The organism is Bdellovibrio sp. ZFWA1 (genome assembly GCF_056175665.1).
In genome coordinates this window covers 44902-63883 of record NZ_JBJKJH010000003.1, presented here as the reverse complement: position 1 = coordinate 63883, position 18982 = coordinate 44902, and the positions used below count along the sequence as shown (strand labels likewise).

Below are 18982 nucleotides of genomic sequence, written 5' to 3'. Positions count from 1 at the left end.
GTTAAAATAAGCAGAGGAGGATTCGTGTCTCAAACAAAGAGCCAATTCACCATTCAAAAAATATCCAGTTTAGTAAATGGTCTTGTGTTGATTAATGCCGATGCAAATTCGGTATTGGTGAGCGAGATTGAAGAACATAGTTATGGTTTCGAAGGACCTTCAAGGGCCTGTGTTTTGGGGCAGCTTATCAGTGTTGAAGGGCTTTTGTTGATCGACGGTGTTGAAAACGACTTCTATTCGACAGGTAAAGTTGTAGAGGTGGTGGTATTGGATGCCCGAACTTCGAAGTATCGTGTTGAGCTCTACAGGCATGAATCTGCTTTGTGGCAGCAGTATTTGAACGCTCTGGCTGGTCAGCAAGTTAGGATTGATCGTCTTTTTTCTTCGATGAGGGATCTTGAATGACGGAACGTTTGCGTGCACTGATTGTCGATAATTCTTTAGCGGCCATCGAAACGATGAATGCGGCCTTGGTTCGAGCTGGTTTTTCCGAGAAAAACATCTTTAAAACTCGTTCTTTTTCCGAAGCTCAGGCGATCATCGAAAATCAAAACATTGATTTTTTGTTACTGGATTTTTTGATTGAAGGTCGCCCTGGTTTGGATCTAGTTCAAAAACACTGTGCCTTGGGCGTTGCTAAGATGGCAATGATTGTGACCTATAATAACTCGAGTTCAGCTATCGCAGAGGCCGCCGAAGAATTGGTAGATGATTATATAATCAAGCCGTTTTTTGTTCAGAACTTACAAGAGCGTATCGAGGGCTTGCTTAAGCGAAAATTATTTCCTCCGAAATATATTGAAGAGATTCGTAAGGGGAAGCAGTTTTTACTGGAGAATAAATTCGAAGCGGCGCAGTTTCAGTTTCAAAGTGCAAGCTTTTTGGATTCCAAGCCGACTCTGGCTTACTATTACATGGGGCAAACTTCATTTTTTCAAAATGAATTTTCTAAAGCGATCGGGGATTATCAGCGCGGCCTCGAGTTTAGGCCTTTGCATTTTAAATGTTTAACGGGGCAGTTTGATTCTTATTTCGAACAAAAGAAATTTCACGAGGCTTATGAGATGGTGCCTCAGTTAGTTCAAAATTACCCTTTAGGCCCTAAGCGACTTTGTCATTTGTTTGTTGCTGCTGTTTACTCGGGCAGACTTGATGAGGTTTCCCGTTATTATGATTTATTTTTACAGATCGAACACGTCACCCCGGAATTGCGTAGAGTTTTTTCTGCGGCCCTTTTTGTTGCGGGTCGATTCTATCTTAACCGTAAAGATTTGAATCAAGCTGTTCAGTGTTTTGACTATGGTTTACAGGTGGTAGGGGCGGATGCTCATTATATTGAAAAAATTGTGCGTGTTCTTGTGCGCTATGGTGCTGAGGCTTCCGCAGCAGCTTCAAAGTTTTTAAGAAAGTATCCTGGTGATCAGGTCGGTGGGGCCACGCACAGTGTCCTATCTTATTTGGTCTCTCAATACTTTAGAACTCCGCAACAAATGATAGAGATGGGCCGCCATTTGGCTCAGAAGAATTATGCAGATCAGGATTCTTATCGGCTCTTGGTCGATTACCTACTGAAAGAAGGAAAGCAGCTCTTGGCTGAAGACTATTCACATCGGGCCTCAAAGTTGTTTCCGCAGTGGGCCGATCGCGATCAGGATAAAGATCTGGATAATCTTTAAGCATGAATTGACCCTTGTGCGAAATATTGATTAGATTTCTTTATGAAGAGTTTAATTCTTATTTTATCAGCGTGTTTTTCGTTTTCGGCAGGGGCTCAAACGCCTCATCCCCAGGTTTCTGAAGATCGTCAAGTAGAGCAGGCGCGGCAAATTATGCAAGCCGGAAAGCTTTTTTCGGTCAGAATGGTTCCGGGCCAAAGCTCCACCTCCTTTTTTGTCGTTGGTAAAAAGGCCGCCGATATTAAGATTGAAAAACTTCAAGTGGAAGCGACTTTTTTTGAAAACTTAGATGAAAATAAAGGTCGAACTCTGGTGTTGAAAAGACAGGATGATCATTTTCTATACGAAGGAGCTCTTAAGCCAGGAAAGCTGAGATTGAATATTAAAACTGAGGATCCAGCTCATCAGGAAAAAATTGAAGTGAAAATGGGGAACCCCTAGAGAAAAGAGAGCTACGGCTCTCTTTTCTGTTTTTGGAAACGACGCGCAGTTTTTGAAAAACCAAGAGTAAGGGACGATAAAATCTAGATAAAGCCTTGAAATTACGCTATTCTGCCATGGCTTTGAGTTAATAAATTTAGGAGTTTCTCATGAGTTCTTCTTCTCCCGTTCGTGTTCGCTTTGCGCCTTCTCCAACTGGTTATCTTCATGTCGGCGGTGCCCGTACGGCTCTTTATAATTATCTTTACGCCAAGAAAAGCGGCGGAAAATTTATTCTCAGAATTGAAGATACGGATGAGGCTCGCTCTACGGAAGAGTCTTTGCGTGGAGTTGTTGATGATTTAGTTTGGTTGGGATTAAAGTGGGATGAGGGAGTCACGGCGGATACCTTAAAAGATATGGGGTCACATGCTCCTTATCGGCAGTCTCAGCGTTTGGGAATTTACAAAGAAGTTGCTGAAAAACTTTTGTCAGAAGGAAAGGCTTATTACTGCTTTCTTAAGGACGAAGAAATCGAAGTGCAGCGCGAGCAGGCGTTGAAAGAAGGCCGTTCACCGCATGTGAACTCGCCTTATCAGGATATGCCGGTTGCTGAGGCCCGGGCCAAAATGGCTAACGGGGAAAAAGCTGTCGTTCGATTTAAAACGCATCATTTGAAAAAGGATTATCAATTTGTCGATCACATCCGCGGCGAGGTGAAATTCCCTTCGGACATGGTGGGTGACTTCGTATTGCTTCGTTCCGACGGAATGCCAGTTTATAACTTTTGCTGCGTCGTCGACGATCATTTAATGCAGATTTCCCATGTATTGCGTGCGGAAGAGCATTTACCAAACACCCTCCGCCAGATGATGATCTACGAGGCTATGGGATGGAGTATTCCCGAGTTTGCACACATGTCCTTGATTCTTGATGAAGACCGTCAAAAATTATCGAAACGAAAAGGGGCGGTGGCTTGCGGTCAGTTTAAAGACGAGGGGTATTTGCCGTCGGCTATCCTTAACTTTATTGCCTTATTGGGGTGGTCTCATCCAGACGGCAAAGAGATTATGAATCTTGATGATATGATCAGTGGTTTTTCATTAGATCGTCTACATCCTTCAGGAGCCGTGTTTGATCGGGTAAAATTAAAGTGGATGAACTCTGTGCATTTAAGAGCGCTACCAAATGAAGAAATCTGGAAGCAGATTCAACCGTTTTTAGCGCGCGAAAAATTTGAATTACCTAAAGATCCAGCCTGGCAGATTCGTTCGGTAGAGGTGTTCAAGTCATATATGGAGATCCTGTCTGATGCGATCGAGTTGTATCGTCCCTTGAATGATTCTTCTTTTGTGATTCACGATGAAAGCCAAGAGGTTTTGGCCTTTGACTCTACGAAGGCCGTCTTGATGACTTGGAAAGAGTTATTGTTGGCTCATTCAGGACAAGAATTCACAGAGCAAGAGTTTTTAGCGATGCAAGATGAAGTTAAAAATAAAGTCGGTGTAAAAGGTAAGCATTTATTTATGCCTATTCGCGTGGCGATCATTGGTAAACCACATGGGGCCGAATTGAAAATCTTAGTTCCTTTAATGAACAAAACTTCATTGTTGGGCCGGGTCGATAAAGTGTTGGCTCGGTTTTAATTTCGATTAATTGGATTATAAACTTAGGATAAAACGATGTCGCTTCAAATTTACAATAGTTTAACTCGCAAGACAGAAGAATTTCAGCCCCTGATTCCAGGTCAGGTGAAAATGTACGTTTGCGGTCCTACGGTTTATAATTTTCTTCATGTAGGTAATTTTCGAGGACCGGTAGTTTTTAATATGGTTCGCAATTGGCTTGAGCATTTAGGTTTTAAAGTTACCTATGCTTTAAATTTCACTGATGTGGATGATAAAATCATTCAAAAAGCCAACCAAGAAAATGTCGACCCCTACGAATTAAGCGAACGTTATATTCGTGAGTATAAGACAGATTTTGCATCGTTGGGGCTTCGTCCCCATGATATGAATCCGAAAGTCACAGAGCACATGGATGATATCATTAGCATGGTAAAGTCTTTGGTTGATAGCAAGAAGGCGTATGCGGCTGATGGAGATGTATTATTCTCTATTAAAGCATTTGATGGGTACGGAAAACTTTCTGGTCGGAACGTTGATGAACTTATTGCCGGGGCACGAGTCGAAGTAGACGAGAAAAAGGAAAATCCAATGGATTTTGCTTTGTGGAAAGCTGCGAAAGTTGGAGAGCCGTCTTGGTCATCGCCATGGGGGCCGGGGCGTCCAGGATGGCATATTGAGTGCTCTGCAATGAATAAAGCACTTTTTGGGGATTCCATTGATATTCATGGTGGCGGAATGGATTTGATTTTCCCGCATCATGAAAATGAAATTGCGCAAAGTGAGGCTTGCAATGGCCATCACTTTGCAAAGTATTGGATGCACAATAATATGCTGAATTTCGGTGGTCAGAAGATGTCGAAGTCTTTAGGCAATATCGTGACCATGCGTGAATTCCTACAGACTCATCCAGCAGAACTGTATAAATTTATGATTCTATCTGTGCATTACCGTACAGTTTGTGATTTTTCTTCCGATGCAATCACTCGTGCATTGTCTCCTTTGGCGCGGATTTACTCTGCGATGAGTTTGGCCGAGGATATCCTTTCCAATGCAGGCTCGGTGGCTGCCGTTAAGGATGCTGCATTTGCAAAACTTATCGAAGAAACTTGGCATAAAATTCAAATCGCGATGAATGATGACTTCGGAACGCCAAATGTATTTGCTGCGATTTTTGAATTGGTGCGGGCATTTAATTCGCAAGTCAAGAGGGGCAAAGTTAACCCCGCGGTATTGTACAAGGCGCAAGAGTTTCAGGCGCTTTTAAAAAGAGTCGGTAATGTGCTTTCATTGTTTCAAGAACCGGCAGCGCAGTTTCTAAGGCAATTAGATGATATGTTGCTTGAAGAAATGAAGTTAGCTAGAGCCCAAGTGGAAGCTCTGGTTGCTGAAAGAATTTTGGCTCGCGATGCTAAAGACTGGGCTAAGTCTGATCAATTGCGAGATCAGTTGATCAGCATGGGTATTTCAGTGATGGACACCCCGACAGGCAGTCTTTGGGAAGTATCAAAGTAAGTATCGAAGTTGTCGATTTTCTGAACAAAAGGGCCTAAATGGGCCCTTTTGTTTTTAGTGATATCTATTGGGAATCTTAGCTGCAATATACTTGGTTTGGTTAAATTTGTTTTGGTCGTACTTTTGCATTTGTATCGGTCTCAGGCATGAGAGGTACGTATGTTAAAGCATTCATTATTGTTTAGAATTTTAGGAGCGTCATTGGTTGCCAGCTCTGTGTGGGCAGCGCCCGAGGAACCTGTTGATTGTTCGGCAATAAAAACTTCGAATTACAGCTTTAATGGTCGAACCTATCAGAAACCTGTGATTACCAATCCAGCCCAATTTAAATGTTTATCGGCGCAGCCGACTGCAGAGTGGGTCGTTAAAAAAAATCGTTGGGAATGGAATGATGAATCCGAATTTCAAAAATTTATTACAGTGATGGGACAGTCCTCGTGTAATACCGTGGACTCGTGTATGTCGACCACGGCTAATATTTTGCGTGCAGAAATAGATTTGGTCGCTAACCACTATTCAGATTGTGCCGATTTTCCTTATTATCTAAGGGCGTATTTTGCATGGAAAAAGAATCTTCCCATGGTGGTTACGACCGAGATCAAAGCACATCCTTTAACAGCCGAGCAACAAGTGAAGGTAGATAAAGACCGTGAAGTTCTGGCTGCACAATCCGCTGAAAAATTAGCTTTATTTGAAAAAAATTTGAATGATCTAAGATATTCACGAAACGGAAATTTTCCGGTTCGTAAACTCGTAGTTCCTTCCGATTCAAAGGCCTCAAAAGATTTCTTTAATGTAGCCAGTACAATTCGAAACATGGTGAGTTCTGGAAATATGCGAACTCAGTTTGCGGGTCCTAGCGGTCTGCAGTCTGACTTTTATTCACCTCAGGTCACGACGACTTCTATCGGACCCGGCACGGTTTTGTATAATACATCCGGGCACGTTGCCATTGTTTATGAAGTGACAGCTCAGGGTGAGGTGAAGTTTATGGACGCACACCCTGATAATTCTGTAAGTCGGGGATCATTTAACGTGGATTACAAAACTGGTTCAGCCTGGACTGGAGGTAATTTTAAGTCTTGGCGTCCGTTTGCCATTACGAATCCTGAAAAAGCGAATAGCATTTTTGGAAACGGTGGAATTAAAAAAGGCACCTTGGTGGAGTATCGTGATGAACAACTTCCAGATGCGAGCCTTGAACAATACAGTGGTAATATGGGAACTGCGACCGCAGCTTGGAGTGAACGGGTCTTAAATCAGAATTTACAGATGTCTTTTCATGAGTGGGTTCGCTTTAGGCTTAGTAATGGAAGTTTTAGGATTGATCCGATGGCCGAGATGGGGAAGCTCATGGATCAATTGTGTTTGGATTTAATGGCTCGGGTTGAAGCGGTGAACGTCGCAGTTTTAGCAGGTATTCATAAAAAGTCTCATCCGGCTAACTTACCAGGCAATATCTATGGCGCTGATGGAGAGTGGGAAAGCTACTCAAGTCCGGGACGTGATATTCGTTTGCGAAATAAGGTGCTAAGTATTCAAAAGGCAGCCAAAGAGTGGATGACAATGCAAAAAGAATCTTATCCATTGTTAAACTATTATGGTGCAAACTTAAAAGCTGACGTTTTATTGTCCTATGAAAAAGGGGTCAAGCGCTGTGAATTAAGTTATCTAAACTCTAGAGGTAATTCCGTACCATTGAATGTGGATCAGGTTTTGCGAAGTTTGACGGACTTATCCTACGATCCATATAGTTGTCCCGAAAGACGTTGGGGGGCCAAAACTCCAGAGGCCTTGGCGTCTTGTGCGGATGATGAAGAAAAAGCAGAATGGCATAGATTGCAGCAGTTTCTTAGAAATAAAGTTGAAAAAGATAGCGCTGCGGTCCACGGGTATGCACTTGAAGACTTAAGAAATATGGAGCAACAGGGAGGGGTGCAGAATCTGAGCACTTCTGAAAAGTATTATTTATTCCACCTGTTGAATCAAATTTAAAGGCTGATCGAGGGTAGATATTGTTTAGAAGACGATTTTTTTTAGAATATCAAAGTTGTTAAACCAGAACCAAAACGAAAGCGAATTGAAGGCTCCCGCTGCTAGAAGATAGCGCCAACTTTTTTTAGAGACTGGGCTTTCTGTTTTCATCACACGATAGCCTAAGCGTAAAGAATAAAAATTTAGCAGAATCGGAATTAGAAATGTTCCGAGGACTGCACAAATAAACGAGCTGCGGGCCGTATTTTGAGATTGCGCTAAAAGATCTTCATACTCCTTTTGTTCGCCTGAAGGATTTTTTGCTAAGAGTTCTTCTCGGCGACGGATCATCTCTTCCAGAGCCAGTGAAGCATCGACGGCTTGATGCTCTGGCACTTCGATAAGGAGGCGACCCAGTAAAAGATTTAAGTGTGGAGCCATTTCACGTGTTTGTTCGTCGCGCACTCGGGCCAAAAAGCCATGAGCGTTCAAGTAGCTAATAACAACCTTAGCTTCTGTGAGATCTCGAACTTCGTGTACGAATACATAACTCATCGCAAATATTCTTTCCAAAAATCAGGTCGCTGTCCAGTTTTGTTTAAAAGGTCGGTAAGCATGATATATGACAGTCCCCATAGAGTGTCTCCGGTTCGCAGTTTTACTCCGGGGAAGGATGTGTTGGCAGGAATCTCCGGATGAGGGAACTGGAAACTGACGTGATTTTCTGAGGCTAATAGTTGATCAAAGGGGAGCCAAAAGACCTCGTCCACCTCGGCAGGATCCAATACTAAATCATCTGATTTAAAGTTGTCAGATAAATTAAAAATTAGGGGACGGACATAAAAGGGTAACAAGCCACCTGCTTTTCGCGCTTGGATATCATCTAGGGCTCCCAAATATGTCGAGTTTTGTAAATTAAGTCCGATTTCTTCTTGGCACTCGCGAAGGGCGGTTTGCAGATGACTTTCGTTTGCCTCCATGCGGCCGCCAGGAAATGCAATTTGGCCGGACCAACGATCTTCGGGATTGTGGGCTCGGCGAATAAATAAAATTTCTAGTTCGGGATTAAGACGAAAAATCAAAGAGACGACGGCGCAGGAATCTAATTTTAAACTTAGATCCAGCGCCGACTCAAATTGACGATTAAATATGTGTCGAGACTCCATGCTCAGTGCCCTTTGAGACATGATACTTATTTTCAAGTTCATCTCCCATAAGATACTCTACCACATCTTTTGCCGAGTAATCGACATTTCCGTTTTTGAATAAACGCGAGACATTATTCAAGTCATCGCCCGCGGTTAACAAGTGCGTTTCGATTGCACCACCAGCTTGAACTTGTGGCATTCCGACATCAGCAAAAAGAGCATTGCAAAGGCATTTGCGTCCGACTGTGTCTTCTTCCAAGCCACCTTTTTTCAGGTAGTCTTGAACTGGTTCAGCAGGGCAGCGTTGGCCAACACTTCCATCTTCCTTTAGAAAGCCATGACGAAGATATCCTAAATCGCAAATACGTTTTCGGGCTTCGTAAGTTTCTTTCTGGGCAATCGAACCCGGAAGTTTCGCTGCTTTGAAAGGAAAGCCCGTCGGTGAAGAGCGTGGATCTGTAAAAATCCATCCACCTTCTGGAGCCGGTGTTGATTTGATGATTTCCAAAGACTCTTTGCGGAGTTTTGAAGAAACACCAGATTCCGTGCAAAAAGCAAACAGCGTTCCTACTTGCACCCCATGCGCTCCTAATTTCTGAACTTCGGCAATTTTTTCTGGAGTTGCGTAGTAACCGGCCATCCAATATGGAAGCTCAAGAGCGTTCATATCTTCGTAGCTAACTTCATCGCGAGGGCCATAGATCGGCTCGCCGGCATCGCTTAGTTTTAATGGACCTCTTGGGGGAGCATTGTGGCCTCCGGCCAAAGGACCTTCGACGATAAAGCCATTGATTTCACCAGTTGATTTCTTTTTAAGGTTCATCGCTAAAGCAGCTGAAGAAACAATCGGGAAGAAGTAAGGTCTTTTGAGGTCTTTTAGTTCACAACCTTCCATCACCACTTGAGGGTCAAACCAAGAAAGAACGTGGCCTTCAGGATGTCCTTCAACAGGAATTTTAAGGCTGGCTTTTTGATTCTTGGCAAATAAATCAAGGACTCCCGGGATCTCTCGCGGAATACCAGCGCCCATTATCACATAATCGATATCTGCAAGCATCGCCCCGTAAAGGCAGGCTAGGTTAGGAAGATGGATTTTCTCTAAAAGATTCAGACCCACAACGCCATTGTGGCCTTCTTTTGCCAACCAAACTTCAACGAAGCAGGCGGCCACCGTCAATTGAAGCAATGACTTTGGAGATTCGATATTAAACATCGGTGCCCGTTTGTAGGCTTTGGAAGGGTCTTTTCCCCCTTCTATAAAATAGGTGTCTACGATGTTTTTAGAAATTTCTTGATGAGGAAAGGCGCTTAAAGCCCGGCGACAGTGACCTTGAGGGTCTCCATCTTGAAGGCGACGAACTAAGACTGAATTGATCGCTGTTCCAGAGACAACTCCCAATTGACCAGTTAAAGATACTGCCTTTGCGAGTTTCCAGTCGGAAACTGCGATGCCCATGCCGCCTTGAATTAATTTAGGGTGATTCATTTTCATAAGTTCGAAGATTATTAGGAAGGCTTACAAATATTCAAGGAAATATCCGATTCTGAATGAAAATTTTGATCGATTTTTTGCGCAGCAAGTTAGAATACAGTTTTTGTGCGTAGGCGCGGCCTTTGTTAAACTGATCTTTATGAGTGAGCGCTTTAAAAAGAACTTCCAGTTAATAAGTGAAAAAAAACCGGCAGGGGATCAGCCTCGAGCTATCGAGCAGATTGTCTCTAATTTTCGGGCTGGTTTGAAACATCAGACGCTACTCGGGGTGACGGGGTCGGGTAAAACCTTTACGATGGCCAATACGATTGCGCAGATTAATCAGCCGGCCTTGGTATTAGCTCATAATAAAACTTTAGCAGCTCAGCTTTATGCGGAATTTAAAGAGCTGTTCCCTAATAATGCTGTTGAATATTTTGTTTCGTATTACGACTACTATCAGCCGGAAGCCTATATTCCTTCCACAGACACTTATATCGAAAAAGACTCGGCCATCAATGAACAGATCGATCGCATGCGCCACTCGGCCACGCGAAGTTTGTTTGATCGTCGCGACGTGATCATTGTTAGCTCCGTTTCTTGTATTTATGGTTTGGGGTCTCCAGAGGCCTATGAGGGAATGATGATTCATGTGGTGTCGAATACGAACATGAAGCGGGATCATTTGTTAAAAGAGCTTATCCGCGTTCAATATCAACGCAACAATGTCGACTTCCACCGAGGAACGATTCGAGTGCGTGGCGATAACGTGGAAGTGTTTCCCCCCTACGAAGAAGATCGCGCTATTCGCATCGAATTTTTTGGAGACTATATCGAGCGTATCGCTTGGTTCGATCCCTTAAGCGGCCAGGTTCTTGAAGATTTAGATCAGATTGCAATCTATCCTGGGTCTCACCACGTCACATCTGATGATAACTTAAAAAAAGCGATCAAGACCATTCAAGATGAACTTGGAGATCGTCTTAATATTTTAAAGGCCGAGGGTAAAACCTTAGAGGCACAACGGTTAGAGCAGCGAACTTATTATGACATCGAGATGATGGAGCAAATGGGTTTTTGCCAAGGAATCGAAAATTACTCTCGACACATGACGGGGAGGGGAACTGGTGAGCCTCCGCCGACATTGCTGGAATACTTCCCCAAAGAGTTTATTACTTTTATTGATGAGTCTCATGTTACAATTCCTCAGCTCGGAGCTATGTACCGCGGGGATCGAGCTCGTAAAACAACCTTGGTTGAGCACGGCTTCCGATTGCCATCGGCATTAGATAACCGTCCCTTAAATTTTCAAGAGTTTGAAAAATTTATGGATAAAGTGGTCTTTGTCTCTGCGACTCCAGCGAACTACGAGCTTGAAAAGTCTGAAGGGGTGATCATCGAACAGATCATTCGTCCAACCGGATTGATTGATCCTATTGTCGAAGTTCGCCCAGTCAAGCATCAGGTGGACGATATCCTGAAAGAAGTTCGTGAACGTATTAAAAAGAACGAAAGAATTTTAATTACGACATTGACCAAACGCTCTGCCGAGGACCTCACGGAGTACTATGAATCCCTAGGAATCAAAGTTAAGTATCTTCATTCGGATATTGATACCATTGAGCGCTCCGAGATTATTCGTGATTTGCGTTTAGGAGTCTTTGATGTCCTGGTTGGAATCAATCTATTAAGGGAAGGTTTAGATATTCCAGAAGTGTCTTTAGTAGCCATCACAGATGCAGATAAGGAAGGCTTTCTAAGATCCGAGCGTTCTTTGATTCAAACTATTGGTCGAGCGGCTAGAAATATTAATGGTTACGTCATACTTTACGGAGACACCGTCACAGAAAGTATGCGTAAGGCCATCAGTGAAACTGAACGTCGTCGTAAGATTCAGCAAGAACATAATATCAAACATGGCATTACGCCGACCTCAATTAAGAAAAGCATTAAAGAGGGGCTTGGAGAAGCTTTTGATGGTGTTCCACAAGTTGTGAAGCCTCAAGGTAAAATTGGGGCCCTTCATGATAAATTTGCACATGCACCAGATAAGATTTCGATCGAGATCGATAAACTGCGAAAGCGAATGAAAGAGCTTTCTGCGAACTTAGAGTTTGAAGAGGCCGCCAAGATTCGAGATGAAATCAAACGCTTGCAGATTGTGGAACTTTCCATCAGATCTGGCAGTGTCGATAAAGAGTCGGATGATATAATCAAACAGGGTCTAAAGTAATGAGCTCCGAGAGTCTTTTTGAGCGTTTAAAAGAAAGAGTCAAAGAATTCCCGCAGCAGCCCGGCGTTTACTTAATGAAAAACGCAGCCGACAAGATTATCTATGTTGGTAAGGCTAAGATTTTAAGAAATCGTGTTAGATCCTATTTTACAGATTCTAAAGACCATACTCCTAAGACTCGTCTGCTGGTGCAGAATATCGCGGATGTTGAATATATTTTGACTAAAACCGAGGTCGAAGCTTTTTTACTTGAGGCCTCGTTGATTAAAAAACATCGTCCCAAATACAATATTCGATTGAGGGATGATAAAAGCTATCCATACATCAAATTATCTTGGGCCGATGTCTTTCCAAGATTGTATCTGGCTCGGAAAGTTAAGAAAGATGGAAGTTTGTATTTTGGCCCCTACACAAGTGGTGGAGCCGTCGCGGGAACAATTCGATTTTTAAATCGTATTTTTAAAATTCGTGATTGTACAGATTCCGTTCTGAAATCTCGAAAGCGTCCTTGTATGACTCATCAAATTGGGCGCTGTACAGCTCCCTGTGTCGGTTATGTGACCGAAAAAGATTATCGCGATGAAGTTGATGGAGCGAAGCTGTTTTTAAAGGGACAGAACAAGAAGGTCATCAAGACGATGACGGATCGAATGTTCACGGCCGCAGAGGAAGAAAAGTTTGAGGTTGCAGCCAGACTGCGAGACTCCCTGTCTGCGATTAAAGCGATCTTGGAAAAGCAAGCCGTCATCAATGAAACTTCAGAAAAAGATCAAGACGCCGTTGGATTTTATGGTGATGAGCGTGGAACTCTTCTTGAAACCATACATATTCGAGCCGGTCGCGTATTGGGAACTCGTTCCCATTTCCTTCCCCATGTAGATCCGAAGTCGCCGACGGAAGATCCTCGCGAGTGGTTGGTTGATTTCCTCAATCAATACTACGAGGACAACTTTATCCCCGACGATGTTTTACTGCCTGTAGATATCGGTAATGATCTGGTAAAACTTATGGAAGCTGTCTTGAAAGAGCGCTCAGGAAGCACCAGTATAGTTCGCTTTGCGACAGATGAAAAAGGACGCAATCTTGTCGATATGGCCAATCGAAATGCCGAAAGTCATTTTTTGAAGTATGTTTCTAAGTCAGAAGAAAAGCTTCGTGGGCTTGACGAGATCCAGAAAAAATTTGGGTTAGAAAAGCCTCCAATGCGAATCGAGTGTTTTGATATCTCTACATTTCAGGGCGCCGAGACCGTTGCCTCGCAGGTTGTCTTCGAAGAAGGGGTGCCTGCACGCGAACACTATCGTAGATACAAAATTAAAACAGTGCAGGGGATTGATGACTTTGCCTCGATGTATGAAGTATTAAGCCGACGATTTAAACACACCGAATACGAGGATCCAGATTTAGTTGTAGTTGATGGAGGGAAGGGGCAGCTAGCTCAGGCAGTGAAGATTCTAGAGGAAATCGGTCGCAAAGATTTGCCGGTGGTTGGTTTGGCAAAAGCCCGTACCGAGAGTGATTTCAAATCCGCCGATGTGAACTCAACAGAAGAGCGTTTCTTTTTGCCAGGGCGAGCTAATCCTGTGACGTTTAGAACGAATTCGGAAGCCCTGCATATTTTGGTTGGCATCCGCGACGAAGCCCATCGCTTTGCAATTACCTATCACCGCAAGCTGCGCGAAGCCACTTCGATTGAAAGCGAGTTGGATTTGGTAGTCGGCCTGGGCGAAAAGCGCAAAAAAGAGCTCTTAACTAAGTTCAACTCTTTGGATGATATTCGCAATGCCGATCCCGAAGAGATCGCCCAACTAAAAGGCTTTAATCGAGTATTGGCAGAACGTATCTTGTTGCAATTAAACGAGGACGAGGCCCAAGAAAACTCGGCAGAAGATTCTTCGGATTCTGAATAGGTTCGATCTTTTATGTAACTTGTTTGTGTATGCGTTTCTTGAAATCATTGACGTGAGAATGGATTGCCTTCAAGCTGAAGTGTTTCTATTTTTTTGTCTTTTTGAATGGCTGGTGGTAGTTCATCTAAGGTTTTTTTAACTTATTTTATGTTTTGCCTTGCCCTCCAAAACTGCCAGTGAAACGAGGGCGGGGCAACGCGATCAAAGGCCATCGTTCGCTTTCTATTCAGAAAAAGACTGAAGATTTTTAAGTCGAACAAATAAAAGAAGCCGCTGTTTCTCTGTGGCTTCTTTTCGGTTTATCAAATATCGAGTATCAGTTTATAACTATGTAGAACACATCGCAAAGTTTTAATAATGGCTTGTCCTGGAGTTGCAGAGACTCTGCTGCCATCAAGGTTGCCGATGATGGCGTCTAGTTGTCTTTCAAAGCTGAGTGGTAGGTATCCCCGACTTAAAAGCAACCAATCTGCAATCAATGCGGAAGTTCGACCATTCGCGTCCTCAAAGGGATGAAGACTGATAAGCCAATACCGTGTAAGGGCCGCTACAACCAAAGGGTGGGATTGATTTTCTACGGTAAGTACATTTTTATAGAAATACTCAAGAAAACTCGGCAAAACTTCCGGAGTGCAAGCCCGATGTGGTCCAATGAAAACATCTATAGTTCTAATGGTAATCTCCGGCTTTTCTCTTAGAATGGCATTTATCAGGATAACATCTTGTTCTTTAGGGAATTGCTCATTTGCCACTTTATTGGCAACAAAAGTGTTGGCATTAATCCAGGCTTCACGCGATCCTCGTTTTAGCGAGGTAGACGCCTGTAAACGGTAGGGGCTCAGGCGTTGAAAGCCAGAGTGCCAGTCTTGAGCGGAGAGCAAATCCGTGAGCTCCCGCTTTTGTGTTATTTTTTGAATCAGACCATCGATTTCGGACATTTCTGATTCGGTTATTTCTTGGGTAAGGCTGTAATACAGGCTTGGCTCCATATTAGTTTCAAGTTTAATAAGTACGCACCATTTCGATGCTATTTGCTGAACGACTCCACTGTAGAGAGGACTCCATTTTTTGGGTGGTTTCATTCCATATAAATTGAGGTGCAAGAACTTCAATTCTATCTTCTATTGAAAACGATAGCGACATTTCTACTAAGTGGTTTCTTTTTGAACCGCCAAAGTTGATTGAGTAATGAGAGTGTTCGCAGGAGGTCAACGTCGAGTTGCAGCCGTAAATGCGATACTCACGGCCATTTGTTGATGAGCGATCTACTAGATCAAGCAGGGCCTCGCCATCGTCGCCAATGAGACTGCGTATAGTTTTGAATTTTTTGCCGTTAATTTCGGATGTGTAGTCATTGCTCACGAAGTATAGATATCCGGTCATTTCACCATGAAGCTGATTTTGGAAGTGGGGAGTAAAGGGGGTTTGATCTAATGAGATTTCAATTCGACCTAAAATCACGTCTCCATTCGGGGTAATAAAGCGAGCCGGAGCGTTTAAGGCGAGTGAAAATTGCTTGGCATACGATTTTTCTGCCTGATGAGTCGTTTTAGCTAAGGCAAAGTTGGGAACGCATATTGTGTTAGCCATGCCTGCTGTGATCGTTAGAACGCTAGCCATAAATTCATTTTTCATCGCAAACTCCTTTGGGTTGTTGTTTACATCAAGCTATATAGCTTAAGTCTTGATTTATAATCAAATTAAATAAAAATATATTATTAATATAAAATTGATATAATATAATTTCATGTTTAATTGGAATTACATGAAGACATTCGTTATTTTGTCAGAGAACCTAAGTTTCAGTGAAACTGCAAGGGTGCTTAATACAGCTCAGCCTGCGATATCGCGGCAGATTAGACTATTGGAAGATAGCTTGGGATATCCTTTATTCATACGTAGTCGCAAGAGTGTGGTTCTGTCGAAGGAAGGGCAGCATTTGAAAGTTCAATTGGTTCCCTTAGTAGAGGAGATCAAAAAGCTTTTTTTAGAAAATCAGGTAGTGGGAAATCTGGTAGCTGGAACTATCCGAATCGGAAGTATGCAGGAGGCTGGGCAGATGTTGCTTATGCCTAAGATTTTTCAATTTTTAAGGATTCATCCTGATTTAGATATTCACACAACCTTCATGTCATCAAAGCAGGTGAGTGAAGAAGTTCTGAAAGGAAGTCTTGATTTTGGTTTCGTATATCGTCTTCCAGAAAGTAAGACTCTAAGGGCCGATGTCCTCACAGAGGATTGCCCAGTTCTGATTCAATCTTCGAGGTCTAAATTTTTTATGTCGGATAGAAAAGTCCTAGAGTTCGTAGGGTATCGCGAGAACGATGTCTATGCGACGGAATTTCTATCCCGACACCTGAGCAAGGCCGAACAAAAAAGAGTCCGATTTCGATCGAGCGTCAATTCCCACTCAGCTATGGTGCAAATGGTCGTAGAGGATGATTTATTGGCCGTCATTCCCAAAAATAGTGCATTGAAAGCTCTTGAAAAAAATAAAATCAAAATTGTAGCAGAGGATTCAAAGGCTCATCCTCTGCATTTGATTTGTCACGAACAGATGCTTGTCGATAAAAAGAAGAAAATATTCCGCGATTATTTGATAAAAGAGTTTAGGAAAAAGTAACGTCAGTAGGATCCTGTCTTGGCAGTTTCTCTTGTTCATTGGAAGATTCTTCGGATTCTGATTAGATAAATTTTATTTCAACATGATGCCCATCATGTCTTGGCCATAGAAGGTATGTCATAGTCCTTGAGGTTTTAAAGATGGGAAGCTTCAATGCAGTATCCAAATGGGTTTCGAAATAGACGAGCATTAAACTGGGTGACTTTAGGTCTTTTATATAGTGCCTATTATTTAGCTCGGTATAACTTTCGGGCGGCGACCCCTTTTTTGGTGAATGAATTTCATTTTTCTAAATCACAGATCACCGAGCTGTGGGCTGCGTTTAGCTTCGCCTACGGGACGGGACAGTTGATAAATGGTTTATTTTCAGATCGAATTGGCGGAAAGAATGCCATGTTGATCGGGGGGCTAGGTACGATCGTCGTAAACTTGGTTTGTGGCTTTAGCCCCATTATTTCCTCATTCTCGACCTTTGCAGCGATATTACTTATGAACGGATACTTCCAGTCTTGGGGAGCCCCAGGGATGGTTAAAATCAATGCAGCATGGTTTAAACGCTCTGAACGCGGAACTTTTGCTGGAGTTTTTGGCCTGATGGTTCAGCTAGGCCAAGTGGGATCTGCTCAGTTGTCACCATTATTGTTAGCGGGTTTTTCGATTGGCACCTTTATCGTTGCTGAAAATCAGTGGCAGTGGTTGTTTCGGGTGCCGCCAATTATGTTGGCGATACTGATGGTCTGCACGGCTATTTTTGTTAAAGAATCACCAGAGCTTGCGGGCTTCAATAAAAACGTCATTGTAGATGAAATCGATGATTTTGATGGAGTCCGTGTTTCATTGAAACAAAGTTTTTGGACGATATTCAATCATCCCTTGGTGTGGTTTTACGCCCTGGCCTATGCAGCAACCGGTGCTGCACGCCATGGAATTGATCAATTGGCGACGCTGTTCTTTGTAGAGCGCCTTTCCGTGAATCCCACAGGTGATGGTGTCTTGAAGTGGGTATTCACGGTCATGCCTTTTGTTGGAGTTGCAGGCTCATTTATTAGCGGATGGATATCTGATAAGTTTTATTCGGGCCATCGGGGCCCTATCGCTTCTAAGCTTTATTTTTCAGCGGGTATTTTTATGCTGTTTGGAGCTGCGGTGATTCATTGGTATTCCGAATCCCTGATTCTTTGTGGAGCCGTACTGCTGCTGGTTTCCTTACCGGTGAATGCGACTCATTCGATTATTGGTTCGGCAGCGCCCATGGATATTGGCGGTAAGAAAATGGCCGGCTTTGCCGCCGGTGTTATTGATTCATTTCAATATTACGGCGCAGCTATTGCGATGCCCTTACTCGGTCGAGCCATTGATCGGTTTGGATGGGATTACTGGCTTCCGGCGATGTCCATTTTTTCATTCTTAGGTGCAATCGCGATGATCAAGCTCACTCAAAAGAAATCTGCATTACGCCGGCGTGGAGTTTTGACTACTGGATAATTTTTCCGGGAAATCAATTACCTTAGTATTTTTGTCCGGTTGATTAGGATTTAGGTTCATCAGATATAGGCTTTTTGCAGCCTCATTGTGGTGCTCGTTAATTATACTAATGAGCTCGAAGAGGCCGCTTTTTTTCCTTTGCGTTTCATGAATAAATTGACCCAATCCTGATAGTGCATTGAATTTTTCGTTCATTTCGATTTGAATAAATATGTCTTTCCAAGGGTCTACAAAATTCTTAAGGCCAAAAAGGTAACATAAAGTATAAATGTAAAGATAAGGATGCATTACTTTGGATGCTACTTTTTTTAAAAAGTAAAATAAGGCGGGAATATGGCTTTCAATTGTTCTATTTGTTGGTTTGTTATCAGAATTGATTGTGGAGCTTGGATATAGGGGAAAATAAATAATATTATAGTCGACGAACATCTTCTTTTCTTCGCTCAAAAGAAAAATGAGTTCTCTAGCAATTGCTAGCTGTCTTGAGTTTACTTTTGAAGTACGTCCCGAGTTTTTGATGTGAGGCTTTTTGATGCTATAGAATTGAGTTACTAAATTGACATACTTGTCATTAAATCGGCGATACTCAGCGTACATCCATCCATAAAAAATTGATATGAGGCCAAATACGGCAAGCCCGCTCTTAAAAAAGCTAGTCAAGTAGTCGTGAGAATCGATTAATATGGCTCCGAAATCACAAATCTTATATAGACATAGTAGTGCAATAATTTGGCAAAAGAATATGTAGACGCCGTATATAATTTTTTTTTGAACGATAAGTTCTTTGTATTTATTCTCGTCCAGTGAAAAATTTAAATTTAAATTTTTACCTAGAATAGTTGGTCCAAAAAATCTAATGGCAAAAGCTAAAAAAATGGAGATCGAAAGTAACCACTGCATAA

General features: G+C 42.7%; 16 protein-coding genes. 10 read left to right on the top strand and 6 right to left on the bottom strand.

Annotated elements, in window-relative coordinates:
• Positions 1-24 precede the first annotated feature (24 nt).
• The 6 genes from AC04MN_RS14180 to AC04MN_RS14155 all read left to right on the top strand — a co-directional run bounded on the left by AC04MN_RS14180 (position 25) and on the right by AC04MN_RS14155 (position 7231).
• Entirely contained in the window at positions 25-405 is a 381-nt protein-coding gene (locus AC04MN_RS14180) for a hypothetical protein (protein WP_475383869.1), read from the top strand.
• A complete protein-coding gene (locus AC04MN_RS14175; protein ID WP_475383868.1) occupies positions 402-1676 on the top strand; it encodes a response regulator in 1275 nt (424 codons plus the stop codon). The genes AC04MN_RS14180 and AC04MN_RS14175 overlap by 4 nt, the downstream gene beginning before the upstream one ends.
• Before the next feature lie 42 nt (positions 1677-1718).
• Positions 1719-2117, top strand: a complete 399-nt coding sequence (locus tag AC04MN_RS14170) for a hypothetical protein (protein ID WP_475383867.1) — start codon at positions 1719-1721, stop codon at positions 2115-2117.
• Between the two features lie 149 nt (positions 2118-2266).
• Entirely contained in the window at positions 2267-3742 is a 1476-nt protein-coding gene (gene gltX / locus AC04MN_RS14165) for a glutamate--tRNA ligase (RefSeq protein ID WP_475383866.1), read from the top strand.
• A gap of 36 nt (positions 3743-3778) precedes the next feature.
• Entirely contained in the window at positions 3779-5236 is a 1458-nt protein-coding gene (gene cysS, locus AC04MN_RS14160) for a cysteine--tRNA ligase (protein ID WP_475383865.1), read from the top strand.
• Positions 5237-5395: 159 nt separating this feature from the next.
• Positions 5396-7231 carry a hypothetical protein gene (locus AC04MN_RS14155; protein WP_475383864.1) on the top strand — a complete coding sequence of 612 codons (1836 nt, stop codon included), beginning with the start codon at positions 5396-5398 and terminating at the stop codon, positions 7229-7231.
• A gap of 24 nt (positions 7232-7255) precedes the next feature.
• Here the strand turns inward: AC04MN_RS14155 and AC04MN_RS14150 are convergent, their stop codons facing one another.
• From AC04MN_RS14150 to AC04MN_RS14140, 3 genes are read right to left on the bottom strand one after another with little or no spacing between them, the layout of a single operon-like run.
• Positions 7256-7765, bottom strand: coding sequence for a hypothetical protein (locus AC04MN_RS14150; RefSeq protein ID WP_475383863.1), 510 nt, complete (start codon positions 7763-7765; stop codon positions 7256-7258).
• Complete coding sequence (locus tag AC04MN_RS14145) at positions 7762-8397, bottom strand: NUDIX hydrolase (RefSeq protein ID WP_475383862.1); 636 nt, start codon at positions 8395-8397, stop codon at positions 7762-7764. Before AC04MN_RS14145 ends, AC04MN_RS14150 begins: the two co-directional genes overlap by 4 nt.
• On the bottom strand, positions 8354-9844 hold the full coding sequence (locus tag AC04MN_RS14140; protein ID WP_475383861.1) for a nitronate monooxygenase: 1491 nt from the start codon (positions 9842-9844) through the stop codon (positions 8354-8356). The genes AC04MN_RS14145 and AC04MN_RS14140 overlap by 44 nt, the downstream gene beginning before the upstream one ends.
• A gap of 145 nt (positions 9845-9989) precedes the next feature.
• Between AC04MN_RS14140 and uvrB the strand changes: the two genes are divergently transcribed.
• The gene (gene uvrB / locus AC04MN_RS14135) at positions 9990-12062 is read left to right on the top strand and encodes an excinuclease ABC subunit UvrB (RefSeq protein WP_475383860.1); all 2073 of its coding nucleotides are present in this window, start codon (positions 9990-9992) and stop codon (positions 12060-12062) included.
• The gene (gene uvrC, locus AC04MN_RS14130; RefSeq protein ID WP_475383859.1) at positions 12062-13972 is read left to right on the top strand and encodes an excinuclease ABC subunit UvrC; all 1911 of its coding nucleotides are present in this window, start codon (positions 12062-12064) and stop codon (positions 13970-13972) included. Before uvrB ends, uvrC begins: the two co-directional genes overlap by 1 nt.
• Positions 13973-14274: 302 nt before the next feature.
• Here the strand turns inward: uvrC and AC04MN_RS14125 are convergent, their stop codons facing one another.
• Positions 14275-15054: a Fic family protein gene (locus AC04MN_RS14125; RefSeq protein ID WP_475383858.1), complete on the bottom strand. Its 780-nt coding sequence runs from the start codon at positions 15052-15054 to the stop codon at positions 14275-14277.
• Positions 14975-15607: a hypothetical protein gene (locus tag AC04MN_RS14120; RefSeq protein WP_475383857.1), complete on the bottom strand. Its 633-nt coding sequence runs from the start codon at positions 15605-15607 to the stop codon at positions 14975-14977. The genes AC04MN_RS14125 and AC04MN_RS14120 overlap by 80 nt, the downstream gene beginning before the upstream one ends.
• Positions 15608-15719: 112 nt before the next feature.
• On the opposite strand from AC04MN_RS14120, the gene AC04MN_RS14115 reads away from it, so the two are divergent.
• Both AC04MN_RS14115 and AC04MN_RS14110 read left to right on the top strand, forming a co-directional pair.
• Positions 15720-16595, top strand: coding sequence for a LysR family transcriptional regulator (locus tag AC04MN_RS14115; protein WP_475383856.1), 876 nt, complete (start codon positions 15720-15722; stop codon positions 16593-16595).
• Between the two features lie 153 nt (positions 16596-16748).
• Positions 16749-18080 (top strand): MFS transporter, encoded by a 1332-nt coding sequence (locus AC04MN_RS14110; RefSeq protein WP_475383855.1) that lies wholly within the window; start codon positions 16749-16751, stop codon positions 18078-18080.
• On the opposite strand, the gene AC04MN_RS14105 is transcribed toward AC04MN_RS14110, so the two are convergent.
• On the bottom strand, positions 18048-18980 hold the full coding sequence (locus AC04MN_RS14105) for a hypothetical protein (RefSeq protein WP_475383854.1): 933 nt from the start codon (positions 18978-18980) through the stop codon (positions 18048-18050). The two genes, AC04MN_RS14110 and AC04MN_RS14105, sit on opposite strands and share 33 nt — an antisense overlap.
• Positions 18981-18982: the final 2 nt, after the last annotated feature.